This is a genomic window from Pacificispira spongiicola (assembly GCF_012926505.1).
In the GTDB taxonomy this organism is placed as follows: domain Bacteria; phylum Pseudomonadota; class Alphaproteobacteria; order UBA8366; family Aestuariispiraceae; genus Pacificispira; species Pacificispira spongiicola.
In genome coordinates this window covers 471,807-487,848 of the sequence record NZ_JABBNT010000001.1, presented here as the reverse complement: position 1 = coordinate 487,848, position 16,042 = coordinate 471,807, and the positions used below count along the sequence as shown (strand labels likewise).

General features: G+C 62.7%; 11 protein-coding genes. 3 read left to right on the top strand and 8 right to left on the bottom strand.

From position 1 onward, the window contains the following. The first annotated feature begins 64 nt into the window (after positions 1-64). Genes HH303_RS02295 through HH303_RS02285 form a run of 3 tightly spaced genes read left to right on the top strand, consistent with a single transcriptional unit; the run spans position 65 to position 6,792 of the window. On the top strand, positions 65-3,478 hold the full coding sequence (locus tag HH303_RS02295) for a transglutaminase family protein (RefSeq protein ID WP_319637283.1): 3,414 nt from the start codon (positions 65-67) through the stop codon (positions 3,476-3,478). A 2-nt stretch (positions 3,479-3,480) separates the two neighbouring features. Then, positions 3,481-5,895 carry a circularly permuted type 2 ATP-grasp protein gene (locus HH303_RS02290; RefSeq protein WP_227421472.1) on the top strand — a complete coding sequence of 805 codons (2,415 nt, stop codon included), beginning with the start codon at positions 3,481-3,483 and terminating at the stop codon, positions 5,893-5,895. A gap of 6 nt (positions 5,896-5,901) precedes the next feature. Next, complete coding sequence (locus tag HH303_RS02285; RefSeq protein WP_169623579.1) at positions 5,902-6,792, top strand: transglutaminase family protein; 891 nt, start codon at positions 5,902-5,904, stop codon at positions 6,790-6,792. Between the two features lie 7 nt (positions 6,793-6,799). Here the strand turns inward: HH303_RS02285 and HH303_RS02280 are convergent, their stop codons facing one another. The 8 genes from HH303_RS02280 to HH303_RS02245 all read right to left on the bottom strand — a co-directional run bounded on the left by HH303_RS02280 (position 6,800) and on the right by HH303_RS02245 (position 15,946). After that, on the bottom strand, positions 6,800-8,209 hold the full coding sequence (locus HH303_RS02280) for a TRAP transporter large permease (protein WP_169623578.1): 1,410 nt from the start codon (positions 8,207-8,209) through the stop codon (positions 6,800-6,802). After that, entirely contained in the window at positions 8,202-8,870 is a 669-nt protein-coding gene (locus HH303_RS02275; protein ID WP_169623577.1) for a TRAP transporter small permease subunit, read from the bottom strand. Before HH303_RS02275 ends, HH303_RS02280 begins: the two co-directional genes overlap by 8 nt. Positions 8,871-8,940: 70 nt before the next feature. Continuing rightward, positions 8,941-9,951, bottom strand: coding sequence for a C4-dicarboxylate TRAP transporter substrate-binding protein (locus tag HH303_RS02270; protein ID WP_169623576.1), 1,011 nt, complete (start codon positions 9,949-9,951; stop codon positions 8,941-8,943). Between the two features lie 131 nt (positions 9,952-10,082). Beyond that, positions 10,083-11,444: a sigma-54-dependent transcriptional regulator gene (locus HH303_RS02265; protein WP_169623575.1), complete on the bottom strand. Its 1,362-nt coding sequence runs from the start codon at positions 11,442-11,444 to the stop codon at positions 10,083-10,085. After that, complete coding sequence (locus HH303_RS02260; RefSeq protein WP_169623574.1) at positions 11,441-13,222, bottom strand: sensor histidine kinase; 1,782 nt, start codon at positions 13,220-13,222, stop codon at positions 11,441-11,443. The genes HH303_RS02265 and HH303_RS02260 overlap by 4 nt, the downstream gene beginning before the upstream one ends. Positions 13,223-13,364: 142 nt before the next feature. Then, the gene (locus HH303_RS02255; RefSeq protein WP_169623573.1) at positions 13,365-14,054 is read right to left on the bottom strand and encodes a fumarylacetoacetate hydrolase family protein; all 690 of its coding nucleotides are present in this window, start codon (positions 14,052-14,054) and stop codon (positions 13,365-13,367) included. Between the two features lie 38 nt (positions 14,055-14,092). Then, positions 14,093-15,142, bottom strand: coding sequence for a cupin domain-containing protein (locus tag HH303_RS02250; protein ID WP_169623572.1), 1,050 nt, complete (start codon positions 15,140-15,142; stop codon positions 14,093-14,095). 312 nt (positions 15,143-15,454) lie between these two features. After that, on the bottom strand, positions 15,455-15,946 hold the full coding sequence (locus HH303_RS02245) for a MarR family winged helix-turn-helix transcriptional regulator (protein WP_227421471.1): 492 nt from the start codon (positions 15,944-15,946) through the stop codon (positions 15,455-15,457). Positions 15,947-16,042: the final 96 nt, after the last annotated feature.

The following is a 16,042-nucleotide window of genomic DNA, read 5'->3' as shown; positions in this document are numbered from 1 at the left end:
CGTGGGGGAGTAGCGTTGGGGGCTGTGGCGTCCCCCGTCCGGAAACGGGCGGGGGACGCTGCTATTGTGCATCGCCGCAAACCGTGAGACCTTGGCCGACCCGGAAAAAGGTGTTCCAACCGAAGCGATGTCGATCAAAGCGTCCATCTATCATCTTACCCACTACAAGTATGATCGACCGGTCACGCTGTCGCCGCAGATTATTCGGCTTCGGCCTGCCCCGCATTCGCGCACGCGCGTCATTTCCCATTCGCTGAAGATCAGTCCGTCCAATCACTTCGAAAATCACCAGCAGGACCCTTACGGGAACTGGATGACCCGGTTCGTCTTTCCGGAGCCGGTGCGGGAGTTGAAGATCGAGGTCGACCTCGTCGCCGATATGTCGATCTACAATCCCTTTGATTTCTTCGTGGAGGAAGAGGCCGAGGAATGGCCCTTCGAGTATTCCGAAGACCTGCGCGGCGATCTGGAAATTTATAAGCGAGCTGATCCGGTCGGTCCCCGGTTTCAGGACTTCCTGGCCTCCGTCCCCCGGGAAAGGGTTCGGTCCGTCGATTTCGTCGTCAACCTGAATGCCTTGGTGCAGAAATCCGTCGGCTATGTCATCCGCATGGAACCCGGCGTGCAGACGCCGGAGGAAACCTTCGAACGCGGCACCGGGTCCTGCCGGGATTCGAGCTGGCTTCTGGTGCAGGCGCTGCGCCATTTCGGGTTCGCGGCACGCTTTGTCTCCGGTTACCTGATCCAGTTGAAACCCGATCTGGTCTCGCTGGACGGACCGGCGGGGACGGATCACGATTTCACCGACCTGCATGCCTGGGCGGAAGTCTATCTGCCCGGCGCGGGCTGGGTCGGACTGGATCCGACATCGGGTCTGCTGACCGGGGAAAGCCATATCCCGCTGGCGGCGACGCCGCATTACAAGAACGCCGCGCCGATCACCGGGCTGGCAAGTTATGCCGATGTCGATTTCGGCTTCGAGATGACGATCAACCGCGTGGCCGAACATCCGCGCATCACCAAACCGTTTTCCGATGAATCCTGGGCCGCGCTGGACGCGCTGGGGCATAAGGTCGATGCGGCGCTGACGGACGGCGATGTCCGCCTGACCATGGGCGGGGAACCGACCTTCGTGTCGATCGACGATTTCGAAACGCCGGAATGGAATACCGCCGCGGTCGGGCCGATGAAGCGCGGGCTCGCGGATAAACTGATCCGGCGGCTGCGCGACCGCTTCGCGCCGGGCGGGTTCCTGCATTACGGGCAGGGCAAGTGGTATCCGGGCGAAACGCTGCCGCGTTGGACGTTCGCACTGTATTGGCGGCGCGACGGCAAACCGATCTGGCGCGACGCGGATCTGATTGCGGAGGAAACCGGCAAGACCGAGGCCAAGCCGGAAGACGCCGGAACGCTGTTGCAATATATGGCGGAGGAATTGGAGGTCGGGGCCGATATGGTCATGCCGGCCTATGAGGATCCGGCGGAATGGGTGTTGAAGGAAGGCAATCTTCCCGAAAACGTGACCCCGGAAAATTCGAAGCTGAAAGACCCCGAGGAACGCCACCGCATGACGGCGGTGTTCGAACGGGGGCTGACGGAACCGACGGGCTATGTCCTGCCCATTCAGCGCTGGCAGTCGAAGGCGAGCGGCCCGCGCTGGCGGTCGGAAAAATGGAAACTGCGCCGCAAGCATGTTTTCCTGGTTCCCGGCGACAGTCCGGTCGGTTATCGACTGCCGTTGGGGGCGCTACCCCATGTGCCGGAGTCCAGCTATCCCTATATCTACCCCGCCGATCCGACCGAGGAGCGCGGACCCCTGCCGGATTATGCAGGGGCGGCGGCGCCCGAAGCAGCGGCGGACGAAGCACAGGGTCGCGTTCAGCAGGCCGCCCATTTCACCGAGGGCGGGTCGGCCCAGGAACGGGTCGAACAGGAATTGAGCAAGGATCTGGACGGGGCTGTCCGGACCGCGCTATCCGTCGAGTTGCGTGACGGGCGGTTGTGCATCTTCATGCCGCCGGTCGAACGGGTGGAAGACTATCTGGACCTTGTCGCCGCGGCGGAAGCGGCGGCGAAGAAGATGGGCGTTCCCGTCCATATCGAAGGCTATTCCCCGCCCAACGATCCGCGTCTGAACGTCATCCGCGTGGCGCCGGACCCCGGCGTGATCGAGGTGAACATCCATCCGGCGGCAAGCTGGGACGAATGCGTCGCGACGACCCAGGGCGTTTACGAGGAGGCGCGTCTGTGCCGTTTGGGCGCCGACAAGTTCATGATCGACGGCAAGCATACCGGGACCGGCGGCGGCAACCATGTCGTGGTCGGCGGGGCAACGACCCTAGACAGCCCGTTCCTGCGACGGCCCGATCTGCTGAAAAGCATGGTGCTGTATTGGCAGCGGCATCCCAGCCTGTCCTATCTGTTTTCCGGCCTGTTCATCGGTCCGACCAGTCAGGCGCCGCGCGTGGACGAGGCCCGGCACGACGGTCTGTACGAATTGGAAATCGCGCTGTCCCAGATACCTAAACCGGGGACAGGCGATGCACCGATGCCTTGGCTGGTCGACCGCCTGCTGCGCAACCTGCTGGTCGATGTGACGGGCAACACGCACCGGTCGGAAATCTGTATCGATAAGCTGTATTCGCCGGACGGGCCGACCGGGCGGCTGGGTCTGGTGGAATTCCGCGGTTTCGAAATGCCGCCGGATGCGCGGATGAGCCTGGCGCAGCAATTGCTGATCCGGGCCTTGATCGCGCGTCTATGGAACGATCCGATTGACGGGGAGTTCACCCGCTGGGGTACGGTTTTGCATGACCGTTTCATGCTGCCGCATTATGTCTGGGAGGATTTCCTGGGCGTGCTGGCGGACCTGTCCCGGCACGGTTTCGACTTCCGCCCGGAATGGTTCGAGGCGCAGGCGGAATTCCGCTTCCCCTTCTGCGGGGAGGTCGAATACGAAGGCGTTCATCTGGAACTGCGACAGGCGCTGGAACCCTGGCACGTCCTGGGAGAAACCGGCGCGATCGGCGGGACCGCACGCTATACCGACAGTTCGACGGAACGGTTGCAGGTGAAGCTGACCACCGCCGATCCCGACCGCTATATCGTGGCCTGCAATCAGCACAAGGTGCCGTTGCGCGGCACGGGGACCGGCGGCGTGTCGGTCGGCGGCATTCGCTTCAAGGCGTGGCAACCGGCCATGGCGCTGCATCCGGTCGTGCCGGTTCATGCGCCGCTGACCATCGATATCTTCGACAGTTGGACCGGCCATGCCCTCGGCGGCTGCGTCTATCATGTCGCGCATCCGGGCGGGCGGAATTACGATACCTTCCCGGTCAATGCCAACGAGGCCGAAGCACGGCGGCTGGCTCGGTTCGAAGCGCACGGCCATACGCCGGGCGATTATGAGCCGATCGCGGTCATGCCGCATCGTGAATTCCCGATGACGCTGGACCTCCGGCGCGGCGCGGCGCGTTAATCATGTCCCCCCAACAAACCGCGCCGTCCATGCCGATCCGTGATCCGATCAGTGACTATTCGACGATCCCCGGCGTGTCCGACGAGCTGATCGATGCGTCGGGCGCGGTCCGACCGTCCTGGCGGCCCTTCGTCGATCACATTTCCCGCCTGACGCCGGAAGACTTGTCTCGCCGTTTCGCGCGCGGGGATCAGTATCTCCGCGATGCGGGGGTGTTCTTCCGGCAATATGATCCGTCCGGACCGTCAGAGCGGGATTGGCCGTTGAGCCATATGCCGGTCGTGTTGCACGATTCCGAATTCTCGGAAATTGCCGACGGGTTGAAGCAGCGCGCGGAATTGTTGGAAGCCGTCGTGGCGGACCTTTACGGCCCCGCCCGATTGGTGGCGGATGGCCATCTACCGGCGGCGCTGGTGGCGGAAAATCCCGAATGGCTGAGACCTCTGATCGGCGTGCAGCCGCGATCCGGCCATTTCCTGCATTATCTGGCTTTCGATCTGGGGCGTGGGCCGGACGGCAATTGGTGGGTGCTGGGCGACCGTACCCAGGCGCCGTCCGGTCTGGGCTTCGCCTTGGAAAACCGGGTGGCGACGCGGCGCGTCTTTTCCGACTTCTTCGCCGACGCCAATATCCATCGCCTCGCGAGCTTCTTCCGAACTTTCCGGGGGGCGTTGTTGGGCCTGCGCGGGGATGCCGATGGGCGCGTCGCGATCCTGACGCCGGGCCTGTTGAACGACGTCTATTACGAACACGCCTATATCGCCCGGTATCTGGGCTTCATGCTGCTGGAAGGCGAGGACCTGACCGTCGAACGCGGGCAGGTCATGGTTCGTACAGTGGCGGGATTGAAACCGGTCAGCGTGTTGTGGCGGCGTCTGGACGCGGCCTATGCCGATCCGTTGGAACTGAACGACACGTCCCGATTGGGCACGCCCGGCCTTGTCGGCGCGGTTCGGCAGGGCAATGTCAGCCTCGTCAATGCGCTGGGCAGCGGCGTTTTGCAGACCCGTGCCTTCCTGGCCTTCCTGCCGCGCATCTGTCAGGCGCTGCGCGGTGAATCGCTCCGCCTGCCGAACATTGCGACCTGGTGGTGCGGACACGATGCCGAACGCGCGCATGTGCGCAGTCAGTTCGAGCGGATGAGCATCGGCCCCGCCTTTTCCACACGCCCGCTGTTCGAGGCGGACGAACCCATCGTTGCCGGGGGGCAGACGATCGATCCGGGCGCACTCGACGATGCAGCCTTCGCTGCGCTGGGCAGGGGCATGGTGGGGCAGGAGGCGGTCAAACTGTCGACCACGCCTGTCTTCGTCGACGGTCGGTTGATGCCGCGCCCGATGAGCCTGCGTGTCTTCATGGTCCGGACGGAAACCGGATGGGAGGTCATGCATGGCGGCTATGCCCGCATCGGCCGGTCGGTGGATGCGACGGCGATCGCGTTGCAGCAAGGGGGGTCCGTCGCCGATGTCTGGATTCACAGTGACAATCGGGTTGATCGCGACACGACCCTGACCCCGCCGGATCAGACCTTCACGCGCAGTCAGCCGGGTATCCTGCCCAGCCGGTCTGCGGACAACCTGTATTGGATGGGCCGGTATGTCGAGCGCGCGGAAGGCGTCATGCGGCTGCTGCGCGCCTATCATATCCGCACTCTGGAAAATCCGCGGGCGGATGCGCCGCTGGTGCGGACGATTGCGGATCAGTTGGAACTGTTGGAAATCGATCCTGCCGTCGGGGTGCCGGACGGTCTGCGCAACACCCTGGACTCGGCGGTAGTCAGCGCCAGTCGCGTGCGCGATCGGTTTTCCGTCGACGGCTGGGCGGCGCTGGAAGACCTGAAAGACACGGCGGACAGTCTTTCCGCCTCGCTGGCATCGGGGCCCGCGATATCCGGCGATGAGGTCGCGGAGGCGATGGGAATCCTGCTGCGCAAGATCAGCGGGTTCTACGGCCTCGTCCACGAAAATATGTACCGTTTCATGGGATGGCGGTTCCTCAGCACCGGGCGGGCGCTGGAGCGCGCGATGGCGATGACCTCCATTCTGGCACGCTTCGCCGACCCGGCGGCGCCGGAAGGGTCGATGGACCTTGCCGTGGAAGTAGGCGACAGCGTCATTTCCCATCGCCGCCGTTACAGCGTGTCGACCAACCGCGATACGGTGATCGACCTTTTGGCCCTGGACGCCAAGAACCCGCGCTCGGTCCTGTATCAGTTGGAGGTCGTGAAGGACCTTGTCGCCGAACTTCCCGGATCGGAAATCAACGGCCAACTGTCTGATCTGTCGCGCGCGATCCTGAAGGTTCATACGGCGGTGACGGTGTTGAGGCCCGGCGATTTGGACACGGACAGGCTTTTGTCCCTGTGGGGCGAAATCGCGGACGTTTCGAATACCGTCACCGGCTCTTATTTCAAGTAGGCGGCCATGCTGTACGACATCGGGGTACGCATCACCTATAGCTACGATTACCCGACCGATGCCGGGCGCCATCTCTTGCGTTTGATGCCCGCCGATCTACCGGGGGAACAACGGGTAATCGTCGGCGTGCTGACCCCGACTCCTAGGCCGGAGGAACGCACCGACAGGATCGACTTCTTCGGCAACGGGACGACCGAGGTCGGCTATCGCAGCGCGCATGAGAAGATCGAATTCCGGGTGGAAGCGCGGGTCGAGCGGTTGGCGACCCCGCCGCGTCTGGATATGTCGCCGCCCCTGTCCGGCATGCCGCGAGAGCTGTCCGACATTCGCGATCTGTCGCCCTGGGCGCCGCATCATTTCCTGGGCGCGTCACCGCGCGTACCGATCGACCCCGACATCACGGCCTTTGCCCGCGCCTTGGCGGATCCCAATAAGACGGTTCGGGAAATTGCGGAGACGGTCGGACGGCAGTTGCATCGGGAAATGCGGTTCGATGCGGGGGCGACGACGGTCGACACGCCGCCGACGGAGGCTTTCCAACGCCGCCACGGGGTGTGTCAGGATTTTAGCCATATCATGATATCGGCCCTGCGTGGGATCGGTATTCCCGCCGCTTATACCAGCGGCTTCCTGCGCACGATACCGCCGGAAGGTAAGCAGCGGCTGGAGGGCGCCGATGCGATGCATGCCTGGGTCCGGGTCTGGTGCGGTCAGGAAACCGGCTGGGTCGAATACGACCCAACCAATGCGCTGACGGTCGGCCAGGACCATATCGTCGTCGCCCGTGGCCGGGACTATTCGGACGTATCGCCGGTGAAGGGCGTGATGCGGACCTATGGCGATCAGAGCAGCGAACAGGCGGTGGACGTCGTCCCGCTGGACGCCATCCCCGCCTGAACCGCAGTCAGTTCCCCAGTAACAATCCCGGTAGATAGAGCGTGATCGCGGGGAAGGCGATCAGACCCGCGATGGTCAGCGCATCCGCGATGAAGAACGGGAAGGCCCCCCGGAAGACTTCCTGAACGGAGATATCCGGACGCACGCCCGCGACCACGAAGCAGTTCAATCCGATGGGGGGCGTGATCAAACAAAGTTCCGCCATCTTCACGACGATGATGCCGAACCAGATCGCGCAACTGACCGAATCCATGCCGAAGGCGCTGTCCGCCGCCGACACGCCCTCGCCGCCGTTCAGGGCGATAATCGCCGGGAAGACGACCGGAAGGGTCAACAGCAACATCCCGATCGCGTCCATGAACATGCCCAGGACCGCATAGGCCAGTAGGATCAGGACGAGGGTCAGCATCGGGCTTTGATGCAGGGATGAAATCCAATCCGCGAAAGTCCCCGGCAGGTCCGCGAAACCCAGGAAGCGGACATAGATCAGAACGCCCCAGATGATCGTGAAGATCATGACCGACAGTTTTGCGGTTTCCAGCAGGGAATCCTTGAACTGCGGCCAGCGCATGCCCCGCGCCAAGGCGATCAGGAAGATCAGGAAGGCGCCGATCGCGCCGCCTTCGGTCGGGGTGCCCCAGGCATCGCCGCCGAACGGGTTGTAGATGAACAGAATGATGATCGCGACGACCATGAAGATCGGCGATGCGCCGGGCAGGGAGGCGAAACGTTCCTTCCAGGTGAAGCCGGTGACCGGCGGCCCCAGCTTCTTGAAGGTCACGGCCAGTCCGATGACGAGCATGGCGTAGATGACGGCGGAGAACGCACCCGGCAGGAAACCCGCCAGCAGCAGCGATCCGACATCCTGTTCCACGATGATGGCATAGATGACCAGGATCGCCGACGGCGGGATCAGGGAGGCCAGCGTTCCGGCGCAGGCGACGACGCCCGCCGCGAACTTCTTGTCATAGCCGATGGCCAGCATTTCCGGGATGGCGATGCGCGCGAACACGGCGGATGTCGCAACGGATGCGCCGGACACGGCGGCGAACCCGGCGGTTGCGAAAACCGTGGACACGCCCAGCCCGCCCGGCAGCCAGCCGACCCAGCGTTTGGCCGCTTCGAACAGGGCCTTTGTCAGACCGGCGTAATAGGCCAGATAGCCGATCAGAATGAAGGCCGGAATCAGGGACAGCGCCTGGGACGCGACCTTGGAATGCGGCACCTGTCCGGCGGTTTTCACCGCGACCGACAGGGCCCAGAAAAAGGCGCTGGCATCGTAGCCTTTCTTCGCCCAGAAAATCCAGACGAGGCCGACCAGACCGGCGATGGCGGCGGCAAAGGCCACGCGCACGCCGATCAACACCATGACCAGCAGACCGCCGGTAACGAACAGGCCGATTTCGATACTATCCATTGGACTTATCCGTTCCCGCAGCGCTGATTTCTTCTTCGAAGCCCGACACGGCTTCTGCCTCGTGCGCGGCTTGGGTTGCCGCATCCTCGACCAGCGGCACCGCGACCGGTTCCGCATCGCCGCGCAGGAAGGCACGACCATAGCCCCAGGCATGCAGGGTCAGCCGCACGCACAGGATGGAAAAGGCAAAAGGCGCCAGAAGCTTCGCCGGCCACAGCGGCAACCGGATATCCAGACTGGAATCGCGGCTCCATAGCGGCGCATTGAAATCGAAAGACCGTTCGAAATGCGCCCAGCTTCCCCAGACCAGCAGGATCATGATGATCAGCATCAGCATGGTCGAAACGAATTCGGCGGCCCAGAGCCCGCGCCCTTTCAGGCGGCTGACGACGATGTCCATGCGGATATGCCCACCCAACCGCTGGCAATAGGCGACGCCGACAAAGGCGATCAACGGCATGAACTGTTCGATCCAATCGACATAGCCGGGCAGGGGCTGGTTGAAGAAATTCCGTCCCCCGACACTGGCGACCGCCAGCAGCATCAGCGAAAAGACCGCCAATCCACCGATCAGGGCCAGGAAGGTTTCCAGCTTGAAGAAAGTTCTGTCGATTCGACTGATCAGACTGTCGTCGGACAGGATGGACGCATGGCCGGCCATGGCGCGCTCCGCTTATAAAAGAAGAACGGCGCCGGCCCCTTGCGGAACCGGCGCCAAGTCGGGGTTCGCCTTAGCTACCGGCGACGGTGCTTACGACCAGGTCGTAAAGCTCTTGGGCGGGCAGACCGCGCGCCGCATTTTCCTCGATCCAGGCCTTGGCGGCCGGACCGGCGACTTTTTCCTTCAGATCGGCAATGGCGGCCGGATCGTAGGTGATCTGCTCGATGCCTTTTTCTTCCAGAAGCGGATACCACTTCACCATGGTCTTTTCGTTGTAGTTCTGAACATAGAAGGCCAGCGCTTCGTCGACGGAGCCCAACAGCGCCTCGCGTTCCGAATCCGACAGGGCGTTCAGCGCGTCGGTGTTCACGACGACCGGGCAATTGACCGTGCCGGGGTTCAGGTTGGTCGTCCACCAGGTGGCGTTTTCGACGGTACCGAAGGCCATATGGGCATGCGGCGCGAAGGACGCGGCCTTGATGACGCCGCTATCCATGGCCTGACGCACTTCGCTGGCGGTCATGGAAGTCGGGACGGCGCCCAGGGCTTCCATCGCCTCACCGATCCCACCGGTCGCGCGGACGGTCATGCCCGCGAAATCCGCCAGTTTCTTCGGCGCGTCGCCGCTGCCGACGATATTGTACTGCGGCATCGGGGTCGGCATCAGCAACGTGGCGTTCCAACGCGCCAGATCGGCGACCACCGCCGGATGGGCGTACAGCGTCTGCGACACCTGAATTTCCTGTTCCAGGCTGCCGACACCCAGGAAGGGCAGTTCCAGAACCGTCAGGGACGGGTTTTTATCGGCGTGATAACCGGCGCAGAACTGCGCCATTTCGAAAGCGCCGATGGAAATGCCGTCCAGGTTTTCCTTGTTCTTCGCCAGACCGCCATAGGACAGATTCAGCGTGAATTCGCCGTTGGTCTTTTCCTTCACCAGTTCGGCGATCTTTTCGACGTTTTCGGTGAAGGCGCGGCGCTTGCCCCACAGGGACACGTTCCATTCCGTGGCCAGGGCCTCGCCGGTGAATGCGGTAATCATCAGCGCCGACACGGCGACGCCCATCATCTTGGATTTCATGAGATCCTCCCTCTAGAGATACAGATACCGATTTTGGAACTTTTCTTATCGAAACCATACTGACGACGGTTTCGGCGAACCATGAAGAAATCCGCCGGGGGGCGGTTTTGACTCTGCGGATTTCCGCAGGGCTAAATCAGTTCCGCTTTGTTCAGGCCCAGCTTAACAATTTTCTCGTTCAGAGTCCGCCGTCCGATTCCCAGCGCCTCGGCGGCGTCGTCCATGCGGCCCTTATGGGTCTGAATGGCCTTGGCGATCAATTGACGTTCAAAGGACGCGACCGCCTCCCGCAGGGTTTCTGGTACCTCCACGCTGTCGCCATCCAGGGAGATCGCGCCCGCGACCGATCCGCGCCCGCGCCGGGCGGCAAGGACACGGCGTTCGGCGACATGACGCAGTTCCCGCACATTGCCGGGCCAATCGTGGGACAACAAGGAAGCCATGTCTTCGGGCGACAATTCCGGCGGGTCGATTTCGAACAGGGCCGCATATTCGGCGGCGAAATGCTGATACAGAAGCGGGATATCATCGCGGCGGTCGCGCAAGGGCGGCAGCGACAGCACCACTGTATTCAGACGATAGAGCAAGTCCTCGCGGAACTTGCCGTCCGCCACGGCGGAATCCAAGCGCTCGTTCGACGCCGATACGATCCGGAAATCAGACTGCATGGGCACCGTCGCGCCGACGGGCAGGAATTCCCGCGTTTCGATGGCGCGCAGCAGTTTTGCCTGCGCGGGCAGGGGGCAGGTGCCGATCTCGTCCAGGAACAGGGTCCCGCCATCCGCGCCGGCCAGGGTGCCCGGATGGCCCTCGGACTGGCCGAACATCATTTCCTCGAACCGTCCTTCGGATATCGCGGCGCAGTTCAGCGCGATGAAGGGACCGGCGGCGCGGGGGCTCAAATCATGCAGGGCGCGGGCGACCAGTTCCTTGCCCGTACCGGTTTCCCCCAACAGCATCACCGTCGCCGCGGTCTCGCTGAGGTCCAGGATATCGGCGCGCAGATCCTGGATCGATTTGGAATCGCCCAGCAACACGCGGTCCAGATCGCTCAGATGCGCCAGCCGCGCCCGCAAACGGGTCGTGTCCTGACGCAGGCGATATTGCTCCGCCGCGTGACGCAGCGCGGTCAACAGCCGTCTCGGGTCGAAGGGCTTTTCCAGGAAGCTATAGGCCCCGTCGCGCATGGCCTCCACCGCCATCGGGATATCGCCGTGGGCGGATATCAGGACGACCGGCGGCGCAGCGGTCCCGGCGAGGCTGCGCAGCAGGTCCAAGCCCGACAGGCCGGGCATGCGCACATCCGACAGGACAACGTCCGGCTGGAAGGCGGCCATGCGGGCCTCCGCCTCGCTGGCGTCGGTCAGGGCTTCCACCCGCCAGCCTGCCTTTGCCAGCAGATGCGACAGCGAATCCCGCATTTCCCGGTCGTCGTCGATGACGATGATTCGATGATGACCGACAATTTCCTTCGTCGCATCCGTGGTGCTCATGGACCGCGTTTCTCCTCGTCGATCGAGGGCAGGGTGACGATGAACACGGCCCCGCCCCCACCTGCACTCTCGTCCACGTCGTGGGCGGACAGTGTGCCGTCATGCTCTTTCACGATCTCGGCGGATATCGCAAGGCCGAGGCCCATGCCTTCCCCGCTGGCGCGTGTCGTAACGAAGGGTTCCTGAAGCGTTTCGAGTTTCTTGCCGCCCAGCCCCGGTCCGGTATCGGTGATGGTAAACCGCGCAACCGCACCTTGGGCGTCGACGCATACGCTCAAGGTCCGGCGCGGTGCGCCACGCATGGCAAGAATCGCGTTTCGGCACAGATTGACGACCACCTGTTCCAGGCGCAGGCGGTCGCCGCGTACAATGACGGGGCGGTCGGGTAGGTCGGCGGTTACCGAAATTCCGGCGGCATCGATATCGGGTTCGATCAGGGAAAACGCTTCCCGCCACACGTCGACCAGATCCACCGGCCCGAAGGTTTCCCCGCCCGGTCTGGCGAAGAAACGCAATTGCTGAGTCAAACGTTCCATGCGGCCGACGATGCCGGACAGACGGGTCAGGGTCTCCCCGCTATCGCCTTGCCCTTCGTCCAGTTCCGCCGCCGCCAGATAGTTCTTCATCGCGGAAATCGGTTGTCCCAATTCATGGGTGACCGACGCCGCCAGTTGGCCCAAGGCCGCCAGTTTACTGGCGCGGGCCAGTTCCGACCGTGCCTTCTCCAGGCGACGTTCGGTGGCGCGGCGTTCCTCGATCTCACGGGCGAGGTCCAGGTTCGCGACCTGCAATTCGTGTCGCGCCGCCTGGGATTCGGCCAGGGAGCGACGAACCTGCCGGATACGCGCGTATAGGGCGATGGCGGATATCACAACGCCGAGGATCGCCGCGCCGATGACGGCCAGCCATGCGCGGGCGAGGACCTCGCTTTCCTCCGACAGGAAATGCAGGGTCCAATCCGAACCGGGGATTGCGGCGGTCACATGCAGGTAGGACATCCCATCCAAACGCACGCGATCCGACCCCAAATCCGCCCAATCGAGTTCGCCCAACGTGACGGTCCCGAATTGACGGCGGGCTTCGATCGCTTCTCTTTGCGCTTCCGTCAGCGGACTGGATGTGCGGTAGCGGAGCGTCGGATCGGAAGACAACAGAACGATCCCGTCCCGATTGGACACGAAGACGGTTTCCCCACCGTCCGACCACGCGCGTTCCAGATCGCTCAAGTCCAGTTTCAAGGCGATAACGCCGACGATTTCGCCGCCGATGTTCCGCACCGGTTCCGCAATAAAATAGCCGGGGCGCGACGTGGTCACGCCGATGCCGAAGAATTGCCCCCGGTTCCCGACCATGGCGGCACGGAAATACGGCCGGAAACCGTAGTTCTGACCGAGGAAGGTCAGGTCCTGATCGTAGTTGGACGCGGCGACCGTCAGGCCGATCGTGTCCATCAGATAGATCGCATCCAAATCCGCCTCCGCCGAAAAGGACGCGAGGCGCCGGTTCAGGGCGTCGCGGTCGGCGCCTTCCGCGCCGCGAATGACGAACGGATCGCGGGCCAGCACGAAGGGCAGATGCTGATAGCGTTCCAGCGCGTTGATCAGGGTGCTGCGATAGAGGGTGACGCGGCTTTGCGCGCGTTGCAGTTCCTCACCCTCGAAATAGGAGCGGGAGGCGACGAAGAGCGGCGCCGACAGGCTGACGATCGCGGCCAGGGCGACGATGCCCCAGAACCGCCCGATGCCTCGTACTCTGTAACCGGCTGTCAGGTCGCTCATCCCGAAACGGTTACCCCCGGAAGGGCGGGATGTCGACTCGAAGGGACGCCGGGCCTATCGACGGTGGGCAAAAAAATGCCCGGGTTCCAAGCGCAGGCGCCATGGGAACCCGGGTCTAGAGGGAGACAAGAGGTCTCAGGGGTTATTCGATTTCCAGGCGGATATCGCCGACACCGGCGACGGAGCCTTCAATCACATCGCCCGATTTGACCGGGCCGACACCGGCCGGCGTGCCCGTCATGATGACGTCGCCCGGCTGCAGGTGGTAATATTTGCTCAAATCCGAGATCAGCTCGTCGATCTTCCAGACAAGCTGGGACAGGTCGGCGGACTGCTTGGTTTCGCCGTTCTGACGCAGTTCGATCGCGCCTTCGGTCAGGATACCGGTCTTTTCCACCGGGACGACCTCACCGAACACGGCGCTCTGTTCGAAATCCTTGCCCAGGTCCCATGGACGGCCCTTTTCGCGCGCCACCAGTTGCAGGTCGCGGCGGGTCATGTCCAGGCTGCAGGCATATCCGAAGATGACGTCATTCGCCTTGTCCTTCGCGACCTGATAGGCGGGCTTGCCGATCACGACGGACAGTTCCATTTCATAATGATAGTTGGACGTGCCCGGCGGATAGGCGATCTTCGCACCGCTTTCGATCGTCGCGTAGTTGCCTTTCAGGAAATAGAAGGCGGCCTGACGGTCGACCTCGACGCCCATTTCCTTGGCATGTTCTTCGTAGTTCCGCCCGACGCAGAAGATGCGGTTCACGGGCACGCGTTTTTCGCTGCCCTGGATCGGCAGGGTCTGGGTCTCGGGCGCGGCAAAGACGAGGTCGGCCATCGGCTCGGGTCCTTTCGTTAGACTGGGTAAATCGATTGTTAAAGCGACGGAAGCTCTTCGTAGAAGCCGAGCTTTCGTTGAATCGGGGCGTCGTCCATGACGAACAGGAAGGCCGGCTTCTTGTCCGACCGGTTGGCGAGTTTCACTTCCGAATAGGTCGGCACGGCGACGGAATCCGATTCCGCCCAATCCAGTTCCGTTCCGTCGATATCCGCCTGGCCCTCGCCTTCCACCACATGCAGTACGGCGGAGGCCGACCGGCGCGGCAGGGCGGCCGTTTCGCCGGGGCGCAGCATGATGGCAGAGAAGCCCAGCGTCGGCAGGCATTCCTGCCCGGTTTCCGGGTTCACATAGGCCATCTGCACGACCTCCCGCCCGTCGCAGACCGTGGCGAAATCCTGCAGGGCGCTGCGGACTTCCTTCCATGGGAAACGCATCAGCGGATAGGGCGACGGCTTGGTGTCCAGGTTGCGATACGGTTTCAAACCGGCTCGGCGGTATTCCGCCTGGGACGCGTCGGCGCGGTTTCGGATCGCTTGGGAGTCGCCCTCGATCGCGTAGGAGACTTCGAAATCGTACAGGATCGGCAGGTCCAACGCGTCCAGCCAGATCACAGGGCCCTCGCCGGTATGGCCGTGTTCGTGCCATTCGCCGGCCGGGGTCAGGATCAAATCGCCCTTTTCCATCGGCAGCTTTTCGCCGTTCACGACGGTGAAGCCGCCTTCGCCTTCGACAACAAAACGCGTGGCGCTGGGCGTGTGGCGGTGGTTCGGCGCGACCTCTCCCGGCAGGATCAATTGCAGACCGCAATAGATGGTCGCCGTCGCGCGGGACGCATCCGGCCCGAGGCCCGGATTGTTCAGGATCAGGACCCGGCGTTCCGCCTTTTCGATGGGGGTTAGATCACCGGCTTGCAGAAGCAGCGGACGGATATCCTTATAGCGCCAGACGGTCGGGGCGGTCCGGCGTTCCGGTTTGCCATGGGGCAGGAACCCGCGCAGCAGAGGCCAAAGCGGCAGGGTATTGATGCTGGCGAGATTTTCCCGATAGGCGAGGGGAAGCTCTTCCATCGTGCCGAGATCGGACATTCCGTTCCTCCATGAAGCCTTGATTTTCCGGCTGCCGCATCCGGCGAGAACCGATTGTTGATTACCGAGTTTTATATAGAAAAAGAATGCATACTGTCAAAAAAATTGTCGAACGATCTGCATGGCGGACCGGGGGCGAATGAATGCGCTATGTCGCGAACATCTTGCAGACTATAGAGAAACCCGCTGAGTTTCCGGGGTGTCGGGTGGTGGCGTCGAGGCGGATAGGATCGTTTGATTGTCCGGCGAGGACATTCAGTGGAGCAAAAACAATTATGTACACTAACTAAATTGAGTTGAAGAATCGATGGATTAGTCGGCCCGATCGCGTTTACGTTTCGCCGACGGGGACAATTGGAGCGACAGCGGCAGGGTATCGCTGTGCAGGTCGATCAGCTTGCCGAGCAACAGCTTCAACATTTCTTGTTCCGGCTTTTCCAGCGGCCCCAGGATGCGATCCTGAACGCGGCCGACATGCGGTTCGATTTCACGGAGTGCTCGGCGCCCGTCATCTGTGATGTAGAGCAGTTTTGCCCGCTTGTCGCTGTCGCTGGGTTCGCGCCGGATCAGGTCTTTCGCTTCCAACCGTTCGATCACGCCGCCCAGGGTGGATCGGTCGAAGGCGATCATGGTGGACAACCGGGTGGCGTCGATGCCTGGGTTTTCTTCAATCGAAACCATGGCGGCGTATTGGACCGGGGTGACGGACAGGTAATTGCATTCGTCGAAGAATAGGGCGTCCGAAATCTGCTGCGCCCGCCGTAAAAGGTATCCCGGTCTGTTGTGGATACGGTCCATCGTCATCGTTTGTCGTCAGTCCCTGCTTGAAAGGACGCGACCATTCGGGTTTCCGTCAGGATGCGTCGACAGTAACGGCAGAAGTCCGCCAAGTTACACGCG

Bases quoted from the DNA above. Each gene is read 5' to 3' on its own strand.
- HH303_RS02255 (WP_169623573.1), bottom strand. From the start codon at position 14,054: ATGGCCGACCTCGTCTTTGCCGCGCCCGAGACCCAGACCCTGCCGATC.
- HH303_RS02260 (WP_169623574.1), bottom strand. From the start codon at position 13,222: ATGAGCGACCTGACAGCCGGTTACAGAGTACGAGGCATCGGGCGGTTC.
- HH303_RS02285 (WP_169623579.1), top strand. From the start codon at position 5,902: ATGCTGTACGACATCGGGGTACGCATCACCTATAGCTACGATTACCCG.
- HH303_RS02265 (WP_169623575.1), bottom strand. From the start codon at position 11,444: ATGAGCACCACGGATGCGACGAAGGAAATTGTCGGTCATCATCGAATC.
- HH303_RS02275 (WP_169623577.1), bottom strand. From the start codon at position 8,870: ATGGCCGGCCATGCGTCCATCCTGTCCGACGACAGTCTGATCAGTCGA.
- HH303_RS02270 (WP_169623576.1), bottom strand. From the start codon at position 9,951: ATGAAATCCAAGATGATGGGCGTCGCCGTGTCGGCGCTGATGATTACC.
- HH303_RS02245 (WP_227421471.1), bottom strand. From the start codon at position 15,946: ATGACGATGGACCGTATCCACAACAGACCGGGATACCTTTTACGGCGG.
- HH303_RS02280 (WP_169623578.1), bottom strand. From the start codon at position 8,209: ATGGATAGTATCGAAATCGGCCTGTTCGTTACCGGCGGTCTGCTGGTC.
- HH303_RS02290 (WP_227421472.1), top strand. From the start codon at position 3,481: ATGTCCCCCCAACAAACCGCGCCGTCCATGCCGATCCGTGATCCGATC.
- HH303_RS02250 (WP_169623572.1), bottom strand. From the start codon at position 15,142: ATGTCCGATCTCGGCACGATGGAAGAGCTTCCCCTCGCCTATCGGGAA.